General features: G+C 69.5%; 18 protein-coding genes. 9 read left to right on the top strand and 9 right to left on the bottom strand.

The features are described from left to right. Nucleotides 1-92 precede the first annotated feature (92 nt). Nucleotides 93-1,115, bottom strand: a complete 1,023-nt coding sequence (locus ACWDEW_RS01705; RefSeq protein WP_450508556.1) for a class I SAM-dependent methyltransferase — start codon at nt 1,113-1,115, stop codon at nt 93-95. 138 nt (nt 1,116-1,253) lie between these two features. On the opposite strand from ACWDEW_RS01705, the gene ACWDEW_RS01700 reads away from it, so the two are divergent. Then, nucleotides 1,254-2,024 (top strand): phytanoyl-CoA dioxygenase family protein, encoded by a 771-nt coding sequence (locus tag ACWDEW_RS01700; protein ID WP_450508554.1) that lies wholly within the window; start codon nt 1,254-1,256, stop codon nt 2,022-2,024. Nucleotides 2,025-2,142: 118 nt separating this feature from the next. Here ACWDEW_RS01700 and ACWDEW_RS01695 read toward each other — a convergent pair whose 3' ends face one another. Together ACWDEW_RS01695 and ACWDEW_RS01690 are read right to left on the bottom strand one after the other, a co-directional pair. Beyond that, entirely contained in the window at nt 2,143-3,858 is a 1,716-nt protein-coding gene (locus tag ACWDEW_RS01695; protein WP_450508552.1) for a glycoside hydrolase family 6 protein, read from the bottom strand. Between the two features lie 88 nt (nt 3,859-3,946). Continuing rightward, on the bottom strand, nt 3,947-5,428 hold the full coding sequence (locus ACWDEW_RS01690) for a cellulase family glycosylhydrolase (protein WP_450508550.1): 1,482 nt from the start codon (nt 5,426-5,428) through the stop codon (nt 3,947-3,949). 278 nt (nt 5,429-5,706) lie between these two features. Between ACWDEW_RS01690 and ACWDEW_RS01685 the strand changes: the two genes are divergently transcribed. Beyond that, nucleotides 5,707-8,625 carry a glycoside hydrolase family 48 protein gene (locus tag ACWDEW_RS01685; RefSeq protein WP_450508549.1) on the top strand — a complete coding sequence of 973 codons (2,919 nt, stop codon included), beginning with the start codon at nt 5,707-5,709 and terminating at the stop codon, nt 8,623-8,625. A gap of 244 nt (nt 8,626-8,869) precedes the next feature. Further along, nucleotides 8,870-11,530, top strand: coding sequence for a cellulose binding domain-containing protein (locus ACWDEW_RS01680; protein ID WP_450508547.1), 2,661 nt, complete (start codon nt 8,870-8,872; stop codon nt 11,528-11,530). 48 nt (nt 11,531-11,578) lie between these two features. Here ACWDEW_RS01680 and ACWDEW_RS01675 read toward each other — a convergent pair whose 3' ends face one another. Next, on the bottom strand, nt 11,579-13,477 hold the full coding sequence (locus ACWDEW_RS01675; protein ID WP_450508750.1) for a rhamnogalacturonan lyase: 1,899 nt from the start codon (nt 13,475-13,477) through the stop codon (nt 11,579-11,581). 60 nt (nt 13,478-13,537) lie between these two features. Continuing rightward, nucleotides 13,538-14,500 carry a helix-turn-helix transcriptional regulator gene (locus ACWDEW_RS01670; protein ID WP_450508545.1) on the bottom strand — a complete coding sequence of 321 codons (963 nt, stop codon included), beginning with the start codon at nt 14,498-14,500 and terminating at the stop codon, nt 13,538-13,540. 39 nt (nt 14,501-14,539) lie between these two features. Here ACWDEW_RS01670 and ACWDEW_RS01665 point away from each other — a divergent pair, with 39 nt between their 5' ends. Then, nucleotides 14,540-15,019: a hypothetical protein gene (locus ACWDEW_RS01665; protein WP_450508543.1), complete on the top strand. Its 480-nt coding sequence runs from the start codon at nt 14,540-14,542 to the stop codon at nt 15,017-15,019. Beyond that, entirely contained in the window at nt 15,016-15,483 is a 468-nt protein-coding gene (locus tag ACWDEW_RS01660) for a hypothetical protein (RefSeq protein WP_450508541.1), read from the top strand. Before ACWDEW_RS01665 ends, ACWDEW_RS01660 begins: the two co-directional genes overlap by 4 nt. On the opposite strand, the gene ACWDEW_RS01655 is transcribed toward ACWDEW_RS01660, so the two are convergent. Then, a complete protein-coding gene (locus ACWDEW_RS01655) occupies nt 15,461-16,210 on the bottom strand; it encodes a class I SAM-dependent methyltransferase (RefSeq protein WP_450508539.1) in 750 nt (249 codons plus the stop codon). The two genes, ACWDEW_RS01660 and ACWDEW_RS01655, sit on opposite strands and share 23 nt — an antisense overlap. A 29-nt stretch (nt 16,211-16,239) precedes the next feature. Then, the gene (locus tag ACWDEW_RS01650) at nt 16,240-16,545 is read right to left on the bottom strand and encodes a 4a-hydroxytetrahydrobiopterin dehydratase (protein ID WP_450508537.1); all 306 of its coding nucleotides are present in this window, start codon (nt 16,543-16,545) and stop codon (nt 16,240-16,242) included. Between the two features lie 172 nt (nt 16,546-16,717). On the opposite strand from ACWDEW_RS01650, the gene ACWDEW_RS01645 reads away from it, so the two are divergent. From ACWDEW_RS01645 to narJ, 4 genes are all read left to right on the top strand, one after another. Next, nucleotides 16,718-17,545: a helix-turn-helix domain-containing protein gene (locus tag ACWDEW_RS01645; protein ID WP_450508535.1), complete on the top strand. Its 828-nt coding sequence runs from the start codon at nt 16,718-16,720 to the stop codon at nt 17,543-17,545. A gap of 85 nt (nt 17,546-17,630) precedes the next feature. Beyond that, complete coding sequence (locus ACWDEW_RS01640; RefSeq protein WP_450508533.1) at nt 17,631-18,494, top strand: helix-turn-helix domain-containing protein; 864 nt, start codon at nt 17,631-17,633, stop codon at nt 18,492-18,494. A 93-nt stretch (nt 18,495-18,587) separates the two neighbouring features. Further along, complete coding sequence (locus ACWDEW_RS01635) at nt 18,588-19,403, top strand: SAM-dependent methyltransferase (RefSeq protein WP_450508532.1); 816 nt, start codon at nt 18,588-18,590, stop codon at nt 19,401-19,403. 272 nt (nt 19,404-19,675) lie between these two features. Further along, a complete protein-coding gene (gene narJ, locus ACWDEW_RS01630; protein ID WP_450508530.1) occupies nt 19,676-20,182 on the top strand; it encodes a nitrate reductase molybdenum cofactor assembly chaperone in 507 nt (168 codons plus the stop codon). Nucleotides 20,183-20,274: 92 nt separating this feature from the next. Here the strand turns inward: narJ and dnaK are convergent, their stop codons facing one another. Further along, nucleotides 20,275-22,158, bottom strand: coding sequence for a molecular chaperone DnaK (gene dnaK, locus ACWDEW_RS01625; RefSeq protein WP_450508528.1), 1,884 nt, complete (start codon nt 22,156-22,158; stop codon nt 20,275-20,277). Between the two features lie 116 nt (nt 22,159-22,274). Further along, a complete protein-coding gene (locus tag ACWDEW_RS01620) occupies nt 22,275-22,700 on the bottom strand; it encodes an OsmC family peroxiredoxin (protein WP_450508526.1) in 426 nt (141 codons plus the stop codon). Nucleotides 22,701-22,736: the final 36 nt, after the last annotated feature.

Here is a 22,736-nt window from a genome sequence, read left to right as displayed (position 1 = left end):
GCCCCCCGTGGTTCGGTGAACTCCGCGTTTCCGGAGGTGCAGTTCATCATCTTGAGCACTCTCGAAGTCAAGCCGCCGAGATCACAGGCCGTTCACACCGGCCGCACCGCTGTGTGCACGGTGTGCGCGGCGAGCACGAACACATCGGCGCGCCGGTGCACACCGGCCGGGTCCTGCGGGTCGACCAGCCGGTCGAGGGTGGCCCGGTCCTCGGCGCCCAGGGCGTCGCCGTAGACGTCACGGACCCGGGTCAGCCAGGCCGCGACATAGGCGCGGACCCGGTCCGGGGCCGGGGCGGGCAGGTCGAGGAGGAAGCTGCGACTGCCGGTGTACTTCAGGCCCGCGGAGGTCAGCAGGGCCGACCAGTCCTCGGTCTCGGTGACGGCGCCGGGGAGGTCGGCACGCATCTGTGCGAACCACTCGGCCTCGATCGCGTCGATCCGCGCCTCCAGGCCCGGGCGGCCGATGCCGAAGTCGCGCGGCAGGAACCGGGAGGGCAGCCCGCCCTCCATGATCGCGAGGGTGCCTCCCGGGGCGAGCCGCTGCGCGAACGCGGCGAGACCGGCGCGCTGGTCACCGAGGTGATGCAGGCTGCGGCTGGCCCACAGCAGATCCGCCGGGTACTCCAACTCGCCGAGGACATCGGGCAGTTCACCGGTCAACGTGCCGAAGCGGTCACCGTGGCCCAGCCGCTCGGCGCGGGCACGGGCCCGTTCCAGGAGGGGTGCGGAACCGTCGACGGCCACGACCCGGGCGCCCGGGAACGTCTCCGCGAACAGACACGCGACCACACCCGGCCCGCTGCCCACGTCGACGATCAGCCCCGGATCGGTCCGCTCCTTCGCCAGCCAGGCCATGGCCCGCTCGTACAGCGGCGCGAACAGCTCCGCCTGCGACTCCAGCAGCGGGCCCATGACGGCCCAGTCGATGTCGGTGTGGTCGTGGCGGTGGTAGCCCGGGCCGGGCTCGTGGTCCTGCCCCACGCCGGGCCCGCGGTCCTGCTCGTGGTCGTGGTCGTGGTCGTGGTCGTGGTCGTGGTCGTGGTCGTGGTCGTGGTCGTTCCGATGGTCCGGGTTCTGGCAGGACTTGTGGTCGTGATCGTGCTCGTGCGCCATGGTGGTCAGCCTCTCGTCCGGGTGCCGTCAGCCTGCGCCGACGCACCGTCCGAGGGCCACATCCGTTGCCGAAGCGGCAAAAGGTGGGGCACCGAAAATGGGGTGCGGCGGGGGTCGTCGGTCGCCGAGCATGCCCGTATGGACGACCTGCTGCTGGAACGCTTCGTCGAAGACGGGTTCGTGAAGATCGAGGGCGCCTTCCCGCCGCGCGTCGCCGCCGACTGCGCGCGGCTGCTGTGGCGGGAGACGGGCTACGACCCCGACCACCCGGGCACCTGGAAGGACCCCGTGGTCTGGGTACCGGGCATGGGGCAGGGCCCGTTCGCCGCGGCCGCCAACTCCCCCGCCCTGCACGAGGCGTTCGACCTCCTGGTCGGCGAGGGACGCTGGGCGACGCGCTACGGCCTGGGCGCCTTCCCGCTGCGTTTCCCGCACGAGGACGAACCCGACGACGCCGGCTGGCACATCGACGGGAGCTACACCCCCGAGGGCGAGACCTGGGGGTACGTCAACCTGCGCTCCCGGGACCGGGCACTGCTGATGCTGTTCCTGTTCACCGAGGTGGCCGAGGACAACGCCCCGACCCGCATCCGTGTCGGCTCCCACCTCGATGTGCCACCGCTCCTGGAACCGTACGGCGAGGCGGGGGTGTCCGGTCTGGAGATCGCCCCGCAACTGGTCGAGGCCACCGCCCACCGCCCGCTCGCGTACGCCACCGGCAGCCCCGGTGACGTGTACCTGTGCCATCCCTTCCTGGTCCACGCGGCCCAGCCGAACCACGGCACCCGGCCACGTTTCCTGGCACAGCCACCGCTGGATCCTGCGGTCCCCTTCGAGCTGGACCGTCCGGACGGCGACTACTCGGCGGTGGAGTTCGCGATCCGTCGGGGGCTGGCGGGGAAGGGCTGATCCCGGCGGACCCCCGCGCCCTGCTCTGGGTTGCGGGCGCGGGGGAGGGCTGTATGCCATGTGCGATGCGTTACGCGATCACCGTCTGCGTCTACTGTGGACGCTTTCCGTATGCGATCTACAGGGGCGGGTACGCGTTCGCCATGAGCTGCTGGAACTGGGCCGAGAACCAGTGCCCGGACAGCGGGGCGTTCGGCAGCGCGCCCGACATGTTGTTGCCGTTGCGGGCGTTGCCCGTGTACGTCGGGTCGCACATCCGGTCGAAGCCCTTGCCCTCGTCGTTGGCGATGGCGGTGCTGGAGCCGTCGGACTCGCCCGGCGGCTTCATCCACACATAGGCGTCGATCCCGGTCGCGGGGGCGGCCTGCGGACGCTCGCCGAGACCGGCGCCGGACTGGTTGCACCAGTTCCCGACCTGGATGCGGCGGTCGTAGCGTCCGCCGTCGACGTAGGTGTCCACACTGGTCGTCGCTCCCGGGCCCGTCGGTCTGGCGGACCCGCCCCAGCCGTTCCTGGACGTGTCGATCAGCATGCCGATACCGGAGTTGAAGCCCACCGACACCAACTGGTTGCGGAACGCCTGGGCGTACGACAGCTCGTCCACGTAGCGGTTCCAGTCGACCCACTTGGACTGGCGCACCGAGACGCCGTTCACGCTGTCGTTGATGGTGAAGTTGTTCTCCTTCAGGGCGCTGTAGTTGGCCGTGTTGGTGATGAAGCCGGCCACGTCGTTGACGGTCGCGCCCTCGGCGTTGGCGGCCTGGTAGAGGAGGTTCGCGGAGGGGGCGAAGTTGTCGTCCCAGCCGAGCCAGCCGTGGTGTCCGGCGTCGATGTAGTTGTAGACGTTGGGGATCGCGCCGAGCTTGTTCAGCGCGTAGCCGACGCCCTTCACGTAGTTGCCGTTGGCGAGCATCGTGTCGCACTGCGGGGTGGCGGTGGCCTTGCTGCCGGTGTTGGTCACGAGGTTGGGCAGCGAGTCGATCTCGATCGTGGTGACGATCCGCAGCGAGGCGTACTTGCTGTCGGCGAGGATCGCGGCGATCGGGTCGATGAACTCGCTTTCGTAGCGGCCGATTTCGGTCGGGCCGAGTTCGCCGTTGGAGGCGAGGGCCGCGCAGTCGCGCCCGGGCAGGTCGTAGACGACGAGTTGGACGACCTCTTGACCGCTGCCCTTCTGGGCGAGCGCCGCGTCGAGGTGGGCGCGCAGGCCCATGCCGCCGTTGACACCGTTGATGGCGGCGATACGGTCGAGCCAGACGCCGGTGGGCTGGTTGGAGACGCGGCTGCCGCCGGTCTCGGCGGCGGCCTTCGCCGACCACTCCGGGTTCACGTACACCTTGGCGCCCGCGTACGGGTTGTCGACCCGTCCGCTGGGATCGGTGCCGCCACCGCCGCCTCCCCCACCGCTGCCGTCGTCGACGTTGCAGGCCACGCCGTCGAGGGTGAAGGCGGTCGGGAGCGCGTTGGTGCCGCTGTAGGAGGCGTTGAAGCCGAAGCTGACCGAACCCCCGGTCGCCAGGCTCCCGTTGTAGGTCTCATTGGCCGCCGTGACGGCGGCACCGCTCTGGCTGATCTTCGCGTTCCAGCCGCTGGTGACCTTCTGGTTGCCGGCGTACGACCACTTCACGGCCCAACTCGACTTGGCTGCCGAGTTGTTGGTGATTGTGACGGCGGCGGTGAAACCGGTGTCCCACTGGTTCTGCACCTTGTAGTCGACGCTGCAGGGGATCGCGGCGATGCCCGCGTCCGCGGAGGGGGTGGCGGCGACCGCCGTCCCCGAGGCCCCGGCGACGAGCACCAAGGCAGCGAGCAACGCTGTTCTGGTACGGCTCATGAGTGCGGGTTTCCTTGTCTGGTAAGGAAGTTGGTTGCGGGTGCTGTGAAGTGCGTTGTTCGGTGTGCGCTGTTGGTGCGTGGGGCGCCTATCCGTTGAGGGCGCGCAGGTGGTCGCGCAGCCCGATGCCGTACGCGGTGGGCGTACCGGTGTAGTCGGAGATCAGGGACGGACCGGCGGAGCAGTCCCAGGTGTTCCAGGTCCAGCCGAGATACGAGAGCCCGCGGTCGTCGAACCACTTCATGACCTGGTCGACGAAGGCGTGCGAGCAGGTGTTCTCGCCCATCTCCCCCGCCACCAAGGGCACTTGGGCCGCGACGGGGGCGAGTGTGGAGTTCCAGCAGCTCTCGCTCGCGCAGGTGTTGAAGTTGTACACGTGGTATGCGGCGACGAGATTGCCGGTCGGGTCGGTGGGCTTGTAGGCCAGCCACTGGCTCAGGTCGTTCGAGTACGCGAGCCCGCCGGCCATGATGACGTTCTTGGCGCCGGTCGACCGTACGGAGTCGACGAGATCCTGCATACCGGCGACCTCGTACCCGATGCCGGGACACGTGCCGCCGTCGCGCCAGCACTGCCACGCCTGGGTGGTCGTGGAGGTGGCACGGTCCGGGTAGGGCTCGTTGAACAGGTCGAACGCGACGGCCTGGTCGCCCTTGAAGGTGCTGGCGACCGAGGACCAGAACGACGGGGTGTACTGCGCGTCCGGCATCGGCTTCTGGCAGGTGGCGTGCACGTCGGAGCAGCCCGCCGAGTTGCCGGTGTACTGGCCGTAGGTCCAGTGCAGTTCGACGATCGGGGTCATGCCGTGCGCCTCGACCTTCGCCACCAGGTCCTTGACGGCGGCGATGTAGTTGGCGCCCGCGTACTCGGGCTTGATGTTCGAAAGACCCAGCCAGCACTCCTCGTTGAGCGGAATGCGGACCACGTTCGCCTTCCAGTCGGCGATCGCCGCGACGGCCGCGTCGTCCACCGGGCCGTCCCAGATGCCATAGCCCTGCACGCACATGAACTCGCCGCCGGACCGGTTGACGCCGAGCAGACGGCGGTTGGCGCCTGCGGCGTCCACGAGCTTGTTCCCGGAGACGTGCAGCGCGGGTGCGGTGCCGCCGGTCGGCGGTGAGGTCGGTGGCGGCGACGTGGGTGGTGTCGGCTCCGCATCGACGTTGCAGGTGGTGCCGTTGAGCTTGAACGCGGACGGTACGGCGTTGCTCCCCGACCAGTTGGCGAGGAAGCCGGCGCCGACGCTCGCGCCGGCGCCGAGCGAGCCGTTCCAGCTCTCGTTGGTCGCGGTGACCGTCGTGCCGGACTGGGACCACTTGGCGTTCCAGCCCTGGGTGACCTTCTGGCCGCCGGCGAAGTCGAAGCTCAGGCTCCAACTGCTCACCGGTGCCATGTTGTTGGTGATCTGCACTGCGCCCTGGAATCCGGTGTCCCACTGGCTGGTGACCGAGTACTCCACCGTGCACGCGGGGGTGGCGCCGGATGCCGTGACGACCGGAACGACCATGGCCCCGACAAGGGCGGTCGCGCCGGCGACGGCTAAAAGGATTGAACGCGGGGGGTGTCGCATGAGCGAGTCCTTGCAGCTCGGACGCGTCGCACGGACGCGTCGACTGACGGATTCGCTCCCACTGGTGTCCAGGAAGGTAGCGCCAAGTGACGGTAAAGGACAGGGGAGTCACAGACTTTCGCCGACTTTCCCTCACCCCACGCCTGTCGAAATCTTTTCGACTCCGTAAGCACCTTGACGGCTCTCACCCCCGTCCCCACGATGGGAGCGCTCCCACTGGTTCAAGGCTTGTTGCTGCTCCGCCCCCACCTCTCCGAGCCGCAAGGAGGAACCAGCACATGCACCCCAGAAGGAGACGCCGTTTGACGCGGCGACTGTGGACCGCCGTCGTGGCGGCCCTCGCGCTTCCCGTCTCGATGCTCGCGACGGGCACAACTCCCGCTCAGGCGGCGACAGTTCAGTGCAGCGTGGACTACAAGACCAATGACTGGGGCTCCGGCTTCACCGCGGATCTGACCCTCACCAACCGGGGTACGGACGCGATCAACGGCTGGACCCTGACGTACGCCTACACGGGCAATCAGAAACTCAGCAACGGCTGGAACGGCACCTGGTCCCAGTCCGGCAGCGCGGTCACGGTGACGAACGCGTCGTACAACGGGACGATTGCCGCGGGCGCGGCCGTCTCGACCGGCGCGCAGTTCAGCTACAGCGGCACCAACACCGCGCCCACCTCGTTCGCGATCAACGGCACCACCTGCGCCGGCGCCCATCAGCCGCCGATCACCGTGCTGACCAGCCCGAGCGCGGGCGCGATCTACACACAGGGGGCCGCGGTCCCGCTCGCGGCGACCGCGGCGGCGGCCGACAACGCGACGATCAGCAAGGTCGAGTTCTACGACGACACCACGCTGCTCGGCACGGACACGAGTGCGCCGTACTCGCTCTCGGCCTCTGGATTGACCGTGGGCAGTCATTCGCTGGTGGCGAAGGCGTACGACAGCCTGGGGGCGTCGGGTGCGTCCACGCCGGTCGGCATCACGGTCGCCTCGGGACCCGCGATCGTGGCCTCGCCGACCCAACTGGGCGTCCAGCAGGGGAAGTCGGGCACGTACGCGGTGTCGCTGTCCTCTCAGCCGTCGTCGAACGTGACGGTCGCGACGGCCCGCGCGAGCGGCAACACGGGTCTGTCGGTCACCGGCGGCGCGTCGCTCACGTTCACGCCGTCGAACTGGAACACCGCGCAGACGGTGACCCTCACGGCCGACGCGTCGGGCACCGGTTCGGCGTCCTTCGACTCGACGGCGACGGGGTTCACCAAGGCGACGGTCACGGCGACGGAGCTGGCGGCGGCGAACGCGTACGACGCCCGCTTCCTGGACCTCTACGGGAAGATCACCAACCCGGCGAACGGCTACTTCTCGCCGCAGGGCATCCCCTACCACTCGGTGGAGACCCTGATCGTCGAGGCGCCGGACCAGGGGCACGAGACGACGTCGGAGGCGTACAGCTATCTGCTGTGGCTGCAGGCGATGTACGGCAAGGTGACGGGCGACTGGTCGAAGTTCAACGGCGCCTGGGCCCTCATGGAGAAGTACATGATCCCCACCCACGCCGACCAGCCGACGAACTCCTTCTACAACGCCTCGAAACCGGCGACGTACGCGCCCGAGCTGGACACCCCGAACGAGTATCCGGCGAAGCTCGACACCTCGGTGGCGGTGGGATCGGATCCGATCGCCGGTGAACTGAAGACCGCATACGGTACGGACGATGTCTACGGTATGCACTGGCTGGAGGATGTCGACAACACCTACGGCTACGGCGATACGCCGGGCGGCGGGTGCGAGGCGGGGCCGACGGCGAGCGGGCCGTCGTACATCAACACCTTCCAGCGCGGACCGCAGGAGTCCGTGTGGGAAACGGTGCCGCAGCCGACCTGCGACGCCTTCAAGTACGGCGGTACGAACGGGTACCTGGACCTCTTCACCGGTGACTCCTCGTACGCCAAGCAGTGGAAGTACACGGACGCCCCGGACGCCGACGCGCGGGCCGTGCAGGCCGCGTACTGGGCGGACACCTGGGCCAAGGAACAGGGCAAGGGTGCCGACGTCTCCGCGACCGTCGGCAAGGCGGCCAAGATGGGCGACTATCTGCGCTACGCCATGTACGACAAGTACTTCAAGAAGATCGGCAACTGTGTCGGACCGTCCACCTGTCCGGCCGGTACCGGCAAGGACGCCTCGGACTATCTGCTGTCCTGGTACTACGCGTGGGGCGGCGCCAACGACACCAGCGCGGGCTGGGCGTGGCGCATCGGGTCCAGCCATGTGCACGGGGGCTATCAAAACCCCCTGGCCGCCTACGCGTTGAGTTCGTACGCGGATCTGAAGCCCAAGTCCGCGACGGGTGCGGCGGATTGGGGTACCTCGCTGACCCGGCAGCTGGAGTTCTACCGCTGGCTGCAGTCGAGCGAGGGCGCCATCGCCGGTGGGGCGACGAACAGTTGGCAGGGCCGGTACGCGAGTCCGCCGGCCGGGACGTCGACGTTCTACGGCATGTACTACGACCAGCAGCCCGTCTACCACGACCCGCCGTCCAACCAGTGGTTCGGCTTCCAGGCGTGGTCGATGGAGCGGGTCGCCGAGTACTACCAGCAGACGGGGAACGCGAGCGCGAAGGCGGTCCTCGACAAGTGGGTCGCGTGGGCGCTGTCCAAGACCACCATCAACCCGGACGGCACGTATCTGATCCCCTCGACGCTGCAGTGGTCGGGGCAGCCCGACACCTGGAACGCGTCAAGTCCCGGTGCCAATGCGGGACTTCACGTCACGGTCGCCGACTACACCAATGACGTCGGCGTGGCCGCCGCCTATGCCAAGACGTTGACGTACTACGCCGCGAAGTCCGGTTCCGCCGCGGCGAAGACGACGGCGAAGGCGCTGCTCGACGGCATGTGGAGCAACTACCAGGACAGCCTGGGCATCGCCGTGCCGGAGACCCGCGCGGACTACAACCGGTTCGACGACAGCGTGTATGTGCCGAGCGGGTGGAGCGGGACGATGCCGAACGGGGACGCGGTCAACTCCGCTTCCACGTTCGCCTCGCTGCGGTCCTTCTACAAGAACGATCCGGCGTGGTCGAAGATCCAGAGCTATCTGGCGGGCGGGGCCGCGCCCGTCTTCACGTATCACCGGTTCTGGGCGCAGGCGGATGTCGCCTTGGCCATGGGTTCGTACGCGGAGCTTCTCGAATAGTCCCCGCGAGGCGCTCCGCGGGTTGGGCGGAACTTCGGCTGCGGGTCCGTTGTGGCTGGTCGCGCAGTTCCCAGCGCCCCTGTCGGGGCGCTGTAGCCGCCCGTGTTTCCACGGAACCGCCTGAAGGCTCCGCGTGCGTGGTCCCGTCACCTGACGACGGGACCCACCGGCCGGGCGGCCCCCACCCGCACTGGGGGTCGCCCGGTCCTCGCGCCTTTCCACCCCGCAAGGAGAGGACTCCCTCGTGCGAAGAACCCGCATCCTCACGGCCGTACTCGCCCTCGCCGCAGGCCTGTTGGCGGGCAGCCCGTTCGCCCTCGCCGCGAGTGCGCCGAGAACCACACTCGCGGCCGACACCTACACCTGGCACAACGCCCGCATCGACGGTGGCGGGTTCGTGCCCGGCATCGTCTTCAGCAGGAAGGAGAAGAACCTCGCCTACGCCCGTACCGACATCGGCGGTGCCTATCGGTGGCAGGAGGCGACCAAGACCTGGACGCCGTTGCTGGACTCGGTCGGGTGGGACGAGTGGGGGCACACCGGTGTGGTGAGTCTCGCGTCCGACTCGGTCGATCCGAACAAGGTGTACGCGGCCGTCGGTACGTACACGAACAGTTGGGATTCCACGAACGGGGCCGTGCTCAGGTCCGGTGACCGGGGCGCGAGTTGGCAGAAGACCGATCTGCCGTTCAAGCTCGGCGGGAACATGCCGGGGCGCGGCATGGGCGAGCGGCTGGCGGTCGATCCGAACAAGGACAGTGTGCTGTATCTGGGCGCGCCCAGCGGCAAGGGGCTGTGGCGGTCCACGGACTCCGGGGTCACCTGGTCGCAGGTGACGAACTTCCCCAACGTCGGGAACTACGTACAGGATCCGACCGACACGAGCGGCTACGCCAACGACAACCAGGGCATTGTGTGGGTCACCTTCGACGAGTCGACGGGTACGTCCGGCAGCGCGACGAAGACGATCTATGTCGGTGTCGCCGACCAGGCCAACGCCGTGTACCGGTCGACGGACGCGGGGGCGACCTGGAGCCGGGTGGCCGGGCAGCCGACGGGGTATCTGGCGCACAAGGGTGTACTGGATGCGGTCAACGGTTATCTGTACATCGCATACAGCGACAAGGGCGGTCCGTACGACGGCGGCAAGGGTCAGGTGTGGCGGTACTCGACCGCGACCGGCACGTGGACGAACGTCAGCCCGGTCGCGGAGGCCGACACCTACTACGGTTTCAGCGGTCTGACCGTCGACCGGCAGCATCCGGGGACCGTGATGGCGACGGCGTACAGCTCCTGGTGGCCGGACACGCAGATCTTCCGCTCCACGGACAGCGGGGGCACCTGGACGAAGGCCTGGGACTACACGTCGTATCCCAACCGGTCGAACCGCTACACGATCGATGTCTCGTCCTCGCCCTGGCTGACCTTCGGGGCGAATCCGTCGCCGCCCGAACAGGCCCCGAAACTCGGCTGGATGACCGAGTCGCTGGAGATCGACCCGTTCGACTCGAACCGGATGATGTACGGGACGGGCGCGACGCTCTACGGAACGGAGAACCTGACGAACTGGGACAGCGGCGGCCAGTTCACCGTGAAGCCCATGGTGCAGGGGCTGGAGGAGACGGCCGTCGAGGACCTCGCCGCTCCCCCGTCCGGCGGGGCCCAACTCCTCAGTGCGCTGGGCGACATCGGCGGGTTCCGGCACACGGATCTGACCAAGGTCCCCTCGATGATGTTCACTTCGCCGAACTTCACGACGACCACGAGTCTGGACTTCGCGGAGACCAACCCGAACACGGTGGTGCGCGTCGGCAATCTGGACTCGGGGCCGCACATCGCGTTCTCGACGGACAACGGCGCCAACTGGTTCGCGGGGAGCGACCCTTCGGGCGTGAGCGGTGGCGGGACGGTGGCCGCGGCGGCCGACGGGAGCCGGTTCGTGTGGAGTCCGGCGGGCGCGGGGGTGCAGTACACGGCCGGATTCGGTTCGTCGTGGTCGGCGTCCAGCGGTATCCCGGCGGGCGCGGTCGTCGAGTCGGACCGGGCCGACGCGAAGACCTTCTACGGTTTCAAGTCCGGGAAGTTCTACGTCAGTTCGGACGGCGGGGCGACCTTCACCGCATCGGCGGCGACCGCGCTGCCCAGCGGTGACAGCGTGCGGTTCAAGGCGCTGCCCGGGACGAAGGGAGACGTCTGGCTGGCGGGCGGGGCGAGCGACGGGGCGTACGGGCTGTGGCATTCCACGGACGGCGGCGCCACCTTCACCAGGCTCGCGAACGTCGACCAGGCCGACACGATCGGCTTCGGCAAGGCGGCGACCGGTGCCTCGTACCAGACGCTCTACACCAGCGCGAAGATCGGCGGTGTGCGGGGCATCTTCCGTTCGACCGACAAGGGGGCGAGCTGGACGCGGATCAACGATGATGCGCACCAGTGGGGTTGGACGGGTGCGGCGATCACCGGTGACCCGCGGGTGTACGGCCGGGTGTATGTGTCGACGAACGGCCGCGGGATCGTCTACGGCGACTCCTCCGACGCCGGCAGTGGCGGGGGCGGCGGTGGGGGTACCGATCCGACGCCGACCGGTGCCTGCTCCGTCACGTACAGGATCACGAACCAGTGGACGGGCGGCTTCCAGGCCGACGTGCAGCTCACGAACACCGGCTCGACCGCCTGGAGCAGTTGGTCACTTGGCTGGTCCTTCACGGACGGGCAGCAGATCGGCCAGTTGTGGAACGCCGACTACACGCAGTCGGGTGCGGCGGTGACGGCGAAGAACGTGAGCTGGAACGGGACGGTGGCGGCCGGTTCGTCGGTGGGGTTCGGGTTCACGGGGAGTTGGTCGGGGGTGAATACGAGGCCGGCGTCGTTCAAAGTGGGCGACCAAGCCTGCACGGTCGCCTGAGGGAGGCGGAGAGGGCAGCTGCGCGCACTCGGCGCGCAGCCGCCTGTCTCATGGGGTGTAGACAGTCGGCCGGGGTGCCGTGGGCATCCCGTCGCCGATGTAGAAGCTCGGGTGGGGCGGTTGATTGTATGCAGTGTTCTGCCAGGCCAGGGCGGTGCGGTACTGGGTGTCGTGGAGCAGCGTCGTGATCCTGGTGGTCGTCTCGTACGGCGTGGAGTAGATCCGTAGGGCCGTGTTGTCCGTGGTGGGCCAGACGACCTCTTCCCGCCAGTCGCCGAGGATGTCACCGGAGAGGGTCGGGGTCGCCTTGGTGCTGTTGTTGGAGTGGACGTCGGCGCCGGTCAGGAGGCGGGTGTCGGCGGTCGTGCCGTACTTGTCGATGTGGGTGGAGTCGAGGAGTTCGCGTACCGGGTCGGCGTCCCACCAGGACAGGAAGTTGGTGCTGGAGGGTTTGCGGGTGGACACGACGGTGCCCTGGGGGTTGCGGACGCCGCTCTCCGACGCCGACCAGGACTCGGCGCCGGGGCTGCCCGCCCAGATGTCCCCGGAGACGCCACGGCCGTTGTCGCCGTTGGCGGGTGTGGACCAGATGATCGCGCCGGTCCTCGAGTCCGCCATCCAGGAGGACGGTTTCGAGGAGTCCTCGTCGACCTTGAACTCCTCCAGGCCCGGGCGGGACGGGTCGAGGTCGCCGACGTGCATGGCGTCGCCGTGGCCGTTCTTCGTGGTCCACAGGCCGGCGCCGTTGTCGTCGACGGCCATCGAGCCGTACACGATCTCGTCCTTGCCGTCCTCGTCGACGTCGGCGATCGCCAACTGATGGTTGCCCTGGGCGTCGTAGCCCTTGCCGGTGTTGGTGGAGGAGTTGGTGTCGAAGGTCCACCGGCGGGTGAAGACGCCGCCCCGCCAGTCCCAGGCGGCGATCACGGTGCGCGTGTAGTAGCCGCGGGCCATGATCAGGGAGGGGCGGCTGCCGTCCAAGTAGGCGGTGCCGGCGAGGAATCGGTCGACGCGGTTGCCGTAGGAGTCGCCCCAGGAGGAGACCGTGCCGCGGGCCGGGACGTAGTCGACGGTGCTCATCGCCGCCCCGGTGAGGCCGTTGAACATGGTCAGGTACTCGGGGCCCGACAGTACGTAGCCGCTTGAACTGCGGTAGTCCGCCGAGGAGTTGCCGATGACCGTGCCTGTTCCGTCGACCGTGCCGTCGGCCGTCTTCATGGCGACCTCGGCCTTGCCGTCGCCGTCGTAGTCGTACACCTGGAACTGCGTGTAGTGCGCGCCGGAGCGGATGTTGCGGCCCAGGTCGATGCGCCACAGGCGGGTGCCGTCGAGGGTGATCCCGTCGAGGATCGTGTCGCCTGTGTAGCCGGACTGGGAGTTGTCCTTGGCGTTGGTGGGCTGCCATTTGAGGACGAAGTCGAGCCGGCCGTCGCCGTCGAGGTCGCCGACGGAGGCGTCGTTGGCCTCGTAGGTGTAGGCGACTCCGTCGGGAGTGGTGCCGCCGGCGGGCGGGGTGATGGGGACGTCCTTGTAGCCGGTGCGGAACTGGACGGCGTGGACGGAGTCGGTCTGTTCGACGCCGCCGACGATCGAGCGGACCGTGTAGTCGGCCTGGGCGGGCGCGCCGGCGTGGAAGTAGTTCGTGGAGCCGGTGATCGGGGCGGAGTTGACCTTCGTGCCGGCGCGGTAGACGTTGAAGGAGACGGTGTCGGGGTCGGTGCCGAGCCAGCGCCAGCTGACCAGGTTGCCGCTGTCGGTGTGGACGCTGACGACCCCGCGGTCGAGGGCCTCGACCTGGCGGGCGGTGGCGGCCTGGGCGGTTGTGCCGCTGGTGAGTCCGGCGAGGACCAGGGCCGCGGCGGCGGTGAGTGCGGAGAGTACGGCCCTTCGTCCGCGGGACCGGTGCGGCGGGCGCGGATGCGGGCGGACTTGCGGGTGCGGGCGCATGTGCGGGTGCGGGTAGCTCACGCGACGTACCTCCTGGGAGGACGGACGGGTTCCGTGCCCTCAGTCGCCGCTGCCGGTGAGCAGGTTGCCGTATCTTTCGGCCAGTTCGGCGACCGTGCGGGCGATCCGGTCGCGGAGTTCGGGTGGCGAGAGGACCTCGATGTCCGCGCCGAGGCGCAGGAACTCTCCGTGCGCGTGGTCCACGGACTCGATGGGGACCGACATCAGGGTCCAACCGTCCTGTTCCGGCTGTCCGTCGAGGGGGACCGCCCGGGCGAGGGTCGCGCCGGGTGCCAGCCGGACCACCGCCTCGCCGCGGTAGAGGCGGTCGTGGAAGTCCTGCTGGTGGGCGGTCCAGTACGCGGCGAGGTCGAAGTCGTCGGGGCGGGTGAACTCCTCGGCCGAGTCGGAGGTGGTGAGGGCGAGGATCTGGTCGACGCGGAAGGTGCGCGGGCCGGGGCCGGCCACGACGTACCAGCGGCCCGCCTTCAGTACGAGTCCGTACGGCTCCAGTCGGCGTTCCACGTCGGTCGGCTCGCGCCAGCGGCGGTAGATCGCATACAGAACGCGGTTGTGCCATACGGCGTCGGCGACTGTATGCAGGAACGGTGTGTCGTCGGCGTCCGCGTACCAGCCCGGCGCGTCCAGATGGAACCGGCCGCTGATCCGGTCGGCGTGCTCGCGCAGTTCGGCCGGCAGGGCCGCGCGGACCTTCAGCTGGGCGGCGGCCAGGACCGGACCCAGGCCCAGCTCGGCGGCCGGTCCCGGCACCCCCGCGAGGAACAGGGCCTCGGCCTCGTCCGTGGTGAGGCCGGTCAGGCGGGTGCGGTAGCCGTCGAGGAGGCGGTAGCCGCCGTCGTGGCCCGCGTCGCCGTACAGCGGGACACCGGCCGCGCTCAGGGCCTCGACGTCCCGGTAGACCGTGCGGACCGAGACCTCCAGGGCCTCGGCGAGCTGGGCGGCGGTCATCCTCCCCCTGGTCTGGAGCAGGAGCAGGATCGAGAGGAGTCTGCTGGACTTCACTGACACAGGATGTCAGTGAAGCGGTCCTAGCGTCCTGTCATGCCTTTCACGGAGAAACTGCTGACCGTGCCACCGCCGATCGAGGTGGCCGGGCGGCGCGTCAAGCGCTACCACGTCACCGCCGACCCGGCCGGGATCGCGCCCGAGGTGGAGGCGGCGGCGTACGCGATCCTGCCGAAGCTGCTGCCCGAGCCGGCCGGCACTCCCCCTGCCACGTTCGTCGTGCTGCACCGGGGCGGTGACGACGGTGCCTATCTGAACGCGTACAGCTGGGTGTGGGACAACGTCCTGCACTTCCGGGGCGCGTCGGCGGGCCAGCCGGTGCTCGGCTGTCCCGATCTGGACCCCACCCACTTCGTCACTCCCGAACTGCCGTGGATCGGCTGTGTCTGGGAACTGCCGCCGATCCTGCACGAGCGGGACGCCTGGGTACGACATCTGCTCGCGCCCGAAGTCCCGGACCTCGACGCCTACTTGGCGGACACCCTGCCCGCCGGAACCACGGGAGACCGCTCATGAGCAGCCCGCGCGACTTCGACTTCCTGCACGGCGAGTGGGAGGTCGTGAACCGTCGTCTCACCGACTTCCTCCAACCCGGCAGCGGCTGGGAGGAGTTCACCGGGGTCAGTCACTGCCGGCCGCTGTTCGACGGCGCGGCGAACGTCGACGAGATCGACATGCCGTATCTGGGGTCGAAGGGGCTGACCCTGCGGCTCTTCGACCGGGAGACCGAACTGTGGTCCCTGAACTGGTCGTCGAGCCGCAGCGGGAAGCTGTTCCCGCCGGTGACGGGCCGGTTCGAGGGCGACCGGGGCGAGTTCTACGGCGACGACACGCACGACGGGAAGGAGGTGCGGGTGCGGTTCGTGTGGTCGGGGGTCTCCGCGAGCGGCGCGCGCTGGGAGCAGGCGTTCTCGGTGGACGGCGGGGCGAGTTGGGTGACGAACTGGACGATGGACTTCACCCGGCCGCGGGCTTCCTGAAGGCCAGGACGGTGAACTCGGGGTCCGCGCGCGGTAGTTCCTGGTCGGGCAGCGATTCCAGTCGCTCGGCGAACCGTTCGGTGAGCGGTTCGCCGGGCGGCAGCATGGTGAACCAGCCGCGTCGCAGGTCCGCGGTGGTGCTGCGGGGGCTGCGGCCCTGGCCGTGGCCGCGGAAACGGGCCGTGCCCGCCGGGTGCAGGCCCTGCTCGGTGGCGTGGGCGCGGACGTGGTCCGTCCTGTCCTGGGCGGGGCGGCGTGGGCGGGGGGCGAGGACGGCGTCGATGTCGCTGCCGACGTCGTGGGCGGCGGCCTTGTCGACCGTGGTGATGTACACGCCGCCCGGTCGCAGCACCCGCGCGCACTCCGCGATGATCGCCCTGGCGTCCTCGGGGCCCGCCACGAGGTGCAGCAGCCAGATCGTGGTGACGACGTCGAACGCCCCGTCGGGGAAAGGGAGTTCGCGGCTGTCGGCGAGGAGTACGGCGCCGGGGAGCCGGGTCGCCGCCGTGCGGGCCATGGCGGGTGCGGTGTCCAGGCCGGTGACCCGCAGGCCGGGGCGGGCGGCGGCCAGGCGGCGGGTGACGATGCCGGTGCCGCAGGCCACGTCGAGCAGGGCGCGGGCAGCCTGCGGGACGAGGCCGAGTACGGCTTCCGCGGCGGCGGCGGCACGGGGCTCGCCGCCGCGTGTCGCGTCGTAGGCGTCGGCTTCCTTGTCGTAGTCGAGCACGCGCTGTCACCCCCACCTGTCCCGTGCGGTCAGGCAGCGCCGTGGCCCGGGGCCAAGTCCTGAACTCTGTGGGCGAGTTGGAAGTCCAGGTCGGTGATCGCGCCGCCGACGCTGTGGGTGTTCACGGTGAGGGAGACGGTGTTGTAGCCGAGGGTGAGGTCGGAGTGGTGGTCGAGTTCCTCCTGGACCTGGGCGATGTGGACGACCATCGCGGTGGCCGCGAAGTGGGTGCCGAGCCGGTAGGTGCGGGTGAGGCGGTCGGCGTCGGCGGACCAGCCCGGGAGTTCCGCGAGGCGGTCCTCGATCTCCTTCTGCGACAGCGGTGCGACGGGCATGGCCTCGGTCCTTCCTGGAGGTCGGGTTCCTCTTCGGCCACTTCAGCGTGCCACAGACGGCCGGTTGCGTGCCTGGTCAGACGAGTGCCCCCGGGTGAGTCCGGTGGGCGGCTCCCCCGGACGGGTTCCTCGGTCCGCTCACGGGCGGGCCGCTTCGACTACGGTCGTGCGTATGACCATCGTCGCAACCGGTACCGGCACCGGCACCTCCGCGGGCAAAGGTGTCGGCCCGTTGCTGCGTGCCTGGCGGGAGCGGCGGCGGGTCAGTCAGCTGGAGCTGGCGTTGCGGGCCGATTCCTCGGCGCGGCACATCAGCTTCGTCGAGACGGGGCGGTCGCGGCCGAGCGAGGAGATGGTGCTGCGGCTGGCCGAGCATCTGGAGGTGCCGGTGCGGGAGCGCAACTCCCTGCTCCTGGCCGCCGGTTACGCCCCTCGTTATCCGGAAACCCCGTTGGACGACCCGGCGTTGGGCGCGTTGCGCGAGGGTCTGGAGCGGCTGATCCAGGGCTACGAGCCGTATCCGGCGCTGGTGGTGGACGCCGTGTACGACGTCGTGGCGGCCAACCGGGGCATCACCATGCTGCTGGACGGCGTACCGGAGTTGCTGCTCCAACCGCCGCTGAACGCCATGCGGTTGACACTGCACCCCGAGGGGCTGGCGCCGCGCATCCGCAATCTGGGTGAGTGGCGCGGGCATCTCCTCGCACAGATGGAGCGGCAGATCGCCCTGCACCGGTCCGAGCCGCTGCGGGCGCTGTACGAGGAGGTCGCCGCGTATCCGGTGCCGGAGGCGGCCGGCGACGACGCCGAACCGGCCACTTCCGTACCGTACTTCGCGCTGCCGATGCGGATCGAGCACGAGGGCCGGGTGCTGTCGTTCGTCTCCTCGATCTCCACGTTCAACACTCCGATGGACGTGACGGTCTCGGAGCTGGCGATCGAGACGTTCCTCCCGGCCGATCCGGCGACGGCCAAGTACCTGCGCGGGCGGGGAGACTGACGGATGATCATCCCCGAACCGCTGAGACAATGGCCGGAACATGGCACACTGCCTCCAGACTTCGGCGCGTATGGGGAGGCGTGGCGTGAGTGAGCGGCGGCCCGCGCCCACCGTGGGTCAAGTAGTGCTGGGCAGAAGGCTCCAGGAGTTGCGCGAGGCGGCCGGCATCAAACGCGAGGAGGCCGCGCAGGTCCTGCGGGTGGCTCCGGCGACCGTACGGCGGATGGAGATGGCCGAGGTCGCGCTGAAAGTGCCGTACGTACAGATGCTGTTGACCACGTACGGGGTCTCCGACGAGGAGGCGGACTCGTTCGTCGCGCTCACCGAGGAGGCGAACCAGCCGGGTTGGTGGCAGCGGTTCCACGACGTGCTGCCGGAGTGGTTCAGCCTCTATGTGAGCCTGGAGGGCGCGGCCGGGCTGATCCGTTCGTACGAACCGCACTTCGTGCCCGGCCTGTTGCAGACCGAGGAGTACGCGCGTGCCGTGATGGAGGCCGGGACGATCGGGCAGACCGGTCCGGAGACCATCGAGCGGCATGTGTCCCTGCGGATGGCGCGCCAGGGGCTGTTGGAGCGGGACAGTCCGCCGCACCTGTGGGTGATCATGGACGAGACGGTGTTGCGGCGTCCGGTGAGCATGCGCGGCGAGGTGATGCGCGAACAGCTGGACAAGCTCCTGGAGTTCGGCGAGCGCGACCGGGTCACGCTCCAGGTCGCGGAGTTCGAGAACGGCCCGCACCCGGGGACGTACGCCCCGTTCTCGCTGTTCCGTTTCGCCGAACCGGAGCTGCCCGACATGGTGTTCACCGAGTACCTGACCGGCGCCCTGTATCTGGACTCCCGTACCGAGGTGTCCGCGCATCTGGAGGTCCTCGACCACATGACGGCGCACGCCGCGTCCGCACAGCGCACCAAGGAGATCCTGCGGGAGTACCGCGAGACCTTCTGAGCACGGCCCGCACCCAGCACGTTCCCGGCACTGACGTTCCCGGCACAGCGCGGCCCGGCACACCGACCCGAACTCCCGAGGAGACGACACCGCATGACCGGATCCGAAGCCGCGCCCACCCGTATCGACACCAGCCGGCCGCATCCGGCGCGGGTGTACGACTGGTGGCTCGGCGGCAAGGACAACTACCCGGTGGACGAGGAGCTGGCGCGCCGGATCCTCGCCTCGGACGGCACGGCGGTGCGCGGGGCGCGGGCCAACCGCCGGTTCATGCACCGGGCGACGCGGAACGCCGCCGAGGCCGGGATAAGCCAGTTCCTGGACATCGGCACCGGTATCCCCACCGAGCCGAACCTCCACCAGGTGGCGCAGAGTGTCGCCCCGGACGCGAAGGTCGTGTACGCGGACAACGACCCGATCGTGCTGCGGCACGCGGAGGCGCTGCTGCACGGCGCGCCCGAGGGCAGCACCGAGTACGTGCACGCCGACGTCCGCGACCCGGACACCATCCTTCGGCTGGCCGGCGAGACCCTCGACTTCACGCGGCCGGTCGCGCTGTCGCTGGTCGCGCTCACCCACTACCTGGGCGACGACACCGCCGGCGACGACGTGTACGGCCTGATCAAGCGGTACGTCGACGTCCTCGCCCCGGGCAGCTACCTGACCCTGTCGCAGGTCACCCCCGATCTCAGCCCCGAGGCCATCGCCAAGGCGGCCGAGCACTTCCGGCGCAGCGGCACCCCGTTCTACCCGCGCTCGCTGGCCGAGTTCTCACGTTTCTTCGACGGCCTGGAGCTGCTCGGGCCGGGCGTGATCGCCGTCTACGGCTGGCGCCCGGAGGCGGAGGACGTGGCCGCCCAGGCGGAGGGCATCGTGCCGGTCTACGGCGGGGTCGCCCGCAAGGGCTGACCCGTACGGCCCGTGCCACCCGAGAGCCACGACCCGTACGTCTGCGGGTTCTGACCCGTACGGCTGCCGTGAACGGGTGCGCTCCCCTGCCCCGCCCTAGGTTCGACACCACGGGCGAGCAAGGGAGCGCAGGTGACGGACACGTGGATACCGGCCGCCGGGCCGGACAGGGGCCGTGAGACAGCCGCGGAATATCGTATACAGGATCCTGTAGCCTCCCGGGCCGGGGGCATCGGACTCGCCGCCGCACATGTCCACGCGCTGGAGGCCTGATGCCCTCGGACGCCGTGCTGTACCAGGCCGCCGCGCTCTGCCTGACCTACCCGGACGAGGACTTCCGCGCCCGGCTCCCGCTGCTGCGCGAAGCCGCGCCGCAACTGCGGGAGTTCGCCGACCACGCGGCCCTCACGCCGCCGCGGGAGCTGGCCGCGCACTATGTCGAGGTCTTCGGCTCCGAGAACCGGCACAGCCTGCACCTGAGCCGGTGGCACGGCGGCGACAGCCGTGGGCACGGTATGTCCCTGGTCGGCTTCCGGGAGCTGTACCGCGCCCACGGGCTGGAGTTCACCGGTGTGGAGCTGCCCGACTTCCTGCCCGCGGTCCTGGAGTTCACGTCCCGCACCGGCAACCTCGACCTGCTCACCGAGTACCGCACCGCGCTGGATCGACTCCGTGCCCGGCTGGCCGACTTCGGTACGCCGTACGCCTCCGTCCTGGACGCCGTGTGCGTCACCCTGCCGCGGCCGGAGCGGCAGGAATGGGAGAAGACGGACCTCTGAGCAGCGCCCCGAAGGGGCGCGGGGAACTGCGCGACCGGCCACGACGATGCCGCAGGCGAGCGACGGCCCGGGCTGCTCCTCCGGCGGAGCGTCTACGCCGCGCCGCCCTTCGCCTCTCGTTCGTCGTCGACGATCTCCGCGTCCACGACGCCTTCCTCCTCCTGGGGTGAGGTGTGTTCCGTGGGGGTCTCCGTCTGCCCCGTCTGCTCCGTCGGGGACTGCTGGCCGGCCTGGGCGTACATCGCCTGGCCCATGCGCTGGCTGACGGTGGCGAGGTTCTCGACGGCGGTGCGCAGCTCCGCGGTGTCGGACTCGCCTTCCAGGAGGGTCTTGACCTGGGTGGCCGCCGCCGCGACCTCGGACCGGGTGTCGGCCGGGATGCGTTCCTCGTTCTCGCGGACGAACTTCTCGGTCTGGTAGACGAGTTGTTCGGCCTGGTTGCGGGTCTCGGCGGCCTCGCGGCGCCTGCGGTCCTCGTCCGCGTACTGTTCGGCGTCGCGCATCATGCGGTCGATGTCGTCCTTGGGGAGCGCGGAGCCGCCGGTGACGGTCATCTTCTGTTCGCGGCCGGTCGCCAGGTCCTTGGCCGAGACGTGCATGATTCCGTTGGCGTCGATGTCGAAGGCGACCTCGATCTGCGGGACACCGCGCGGGGCGGGCGGCAGGCCGGTGAGGTCGAAGACGCCCAACTTCTTGTTGTACGCGGCGATTTCGCGTTCGCCCTGGTAGACCTGGATGCCGACCGAGGGCTGGTTGTCGGTGGCGGTGGTGAAGATCTCCGAACGCCGGGTCGGGATGGTCGTGTTGCGTTCGATGAGCTTGGTCATGATGCCGCCCTTGGTCTCGATGCCCAGGGACAGCGGGGTGACGTCGAGGAGCAGGACGTCCTTGACGTCGCCGCGGATGACTCCGGCCTGGAGGGCGGCGCCGACGGCCACGACCTCGTCGGGGTTGACGCCCTTGTGCGGGTCCTTGCCGGTGAGTTCCTTGACGAGGTCGGTGACGGCGGGCATCCGGGTCGAGCCGCCGACGAGGATGACGTGGTCGACGGCGGAGAGTTTGACGCCGGCGTCCTTGACCGCCTGGTGGAAGGGGGTCTTGCAGCGGTCGAGGAGATCGGCGGTGAGTTCCTGGAACTGGGCGCGGGTCAGCTTCTCGTCGAGGTGCAGCGGGCCGTCGGCGGAGGCGGTGATGTAGGGCAGGTTGATCGTCGTCTCGGCGGCCGAGGAGAGTTCGATCTTCGCCTTCTCCGCGCCCTCGCGCAGCCGCTGGAGCGCCATCTTGTCCTTGCCGAGGTCGATGCCGTACTGGCCCTGGAACTTCTTGACCAGGTACTCCATGACCCGCTGGTCCCAGTCGTCGCCGCCGAGGTGGGTGTCGCCGTTGGTGGCCTTGACCTCGATGACGCCGTCGCCGATCTCCAGGAGGGAGACGTCGAAGGTGCCGCCGCCGAGGTCGAAGACGAGGACGGTCTGTTCCTCGCCGCGGTCGAGGCCGTAGGCGAGGGCGGCGGCGGTCGGTTCGTTGATGATCCGCAGGACCTTGAGGCCCGCGATCTCGCCGGCCTCCTTGGTCGCCTGGCGCTGGGAGTCGTCGAAGTAGGCGGGGACGGTGATCACCGCGTCGGTGACGTCCTCGCCGAGATAGGCCTCCGTGTCCCGCTTCAGTTTCTGCAGCACGCGCGCGGACAGCTCCTGGGCGCGGTACCGCGTTCCGTCGATGGCGCCCGTGTCCGGGAAGCGCCAGTCGGTGTTGCCCATGTGGCGCTTCACCGAGCGCGCGGTGCGCTCGATGTTGGTCACGGCCTGCCGTTTGGCGACCTCGCCGACCAATACCTCGCCGTTCTTGGCGAAGGCCACCACCGAGGGTGTGGTCCTCGCTCCCTCGGCGTTGGCGACGACCGTCGCCTCCCCGCCCTCCAGCACCGCGACCACCGAGTTCGTGGTCCCCAGATCGATCCCGACCGCTCGTCCCATAGCCGTCCCCTTCCGCCAGGCGCTGCCCGATCTCCAGCACAAAACTTGAGTGGCGGAAAGTCAATGCCGCACCCGTTTTCCGGGTGCGGCATCGAGGTGCGCGAGGGGGGCCGGGGTCAGGCGGATTCGACCGTCAGCGTGATCGTCGTACCCGCGAGCGCCTGGCTGACCGGGCAGTTCTTCTTGGCGTCCTCGGCGGCGGCCGCGAAGCCGGCCGCGTCCAGGCCGGGGACCTCGCCACGGACGGTGAGGTGGATGCCGGTGATGCCCTCGCCGGGCTGGAAGGTGACGTCGGCCTTGGTCTCCAGGCGGGTGGGCGGGGTGCCCGCGCCGGTGAGGCCGTGCGACAGCGCCATGGAGAAGCAGCTGGAGTGGGCGGCGGCGATCAGTTCCTCGGGGCTGGTCTTGCCGTTGGCCTGCTCGGCGCGCGACGCCCACGTCACCGGCTGCACACCGATGCCTGACGAGTCGAAGGTGACCTCGCCGCTGCCCTTGATGAGTTCGCCTTCCCAGACGGTGTGTGCGGTGCGCGTGGTTGCCACGGTGATTCCTTTCGAAGCGGATGTCGTTCGGAGCCA

Source organism: Streptomyces sp. NPDC001100, from assembly GCF_053598575.1.
Note: the sequence above shows the minus strand (reverse complement) of the source record. Positions and strands in the feature narration are given on the sequence as shown.

Bases quoted from the DNA above. Each gene is read 5' to 3' on its own strand.
- dnaK (WP_450508528.1), bottom strand. From the start codon at position 22,158: ATGGGACGAGCGGTCGGGATCGATCTGGGGACCACGAACTCGGTGGTC.
- ACWDEW_RS01695 (WP_450508552.1), bottom strand. From the start codon at position 3,858: ATGAGCCGTACCAGAACAGCGTTGCTCGCTGCCTTGGTGCTCGTCGCC.
- ACWDEW_RS01660 (WP_450508541.1), top strand. From the start codon at position 15,016: ATGAGCAGCCCGCGCGACTTCGACTTCCTGCACGGCGAGTGGGAGGTC.
- ACWDEW_RS01685 (WP_450508549.1), top strand. From the start codon at position 5,707: ATGCACCCCAGAAGGAGACGCCGTTTGACGCGGCGACTGTGGACCGCC.
- ACWDEW_RS01675 (WP_450508750.1), bottom strand. From the start codon at position 13,477: ATGCGCCCGCACCCGCAAGTCCGCCCGCATCCGCGCCCGCCGCACCGG.
- narJ (WP_450508530.1), top strand. From the start codon at position 19,676: ATGCCCTCGGACGCCGTGCTGTACCAGGCCGCCGCGCTCTGCCTGACC.
- ACWDEW_RS01650 (WP_450508537.1), bottom strand. From the start codon at position 16,545: ATGCCCGTCGCACCGCTGTCGCAGAAGGAGATCGAGGACCGCCTCGCG.
- ACWDEW_RS01705 (WP_450508556.1), bottom strand. From the start codon at position 1,115: ATGGCGCACGAGCACGATCACGACCACAAGTCCTGCCAGAACCCGGAC.
- ACWDEW_RS01635 (WP_450508532.1), top strand. From the start codon at position 18,588: ATGACCGGATCCGAAGCCGCGCCCACCCGTATCGACACCAGCCGGCCG.
- ACWDEW_RS01690 (WP_450508550.1), bottom strand. From the start codon at position 5,428: ATGCGACACCCCCCGCGTTCAATCCTTTTAGCCGTCGCCGGCGCGACC.
- ACWDEW_RS01665 (WP_450508543.1), top strand. From the start codon at position 14,540: ATGCCTTTCACGGAGAAACTGCTGACCGTGCCACCGCCGATCGAGGTG.
- ACWDEW_RS01645 (WP_450508535.1), top strand. From the start codon at position 16,718: ATGACCATCGTCGCAACCGGTACCGGCACCGGCACCTCCGCGGGCAAA.
- ACWDEW_RS01700 (WP_450508554.1), top strand. From the start codon at position 1,254: ATGGACGACCTGCTGCTGGAACGCTTCGTCGAAGACGGGTTCGTGAAG.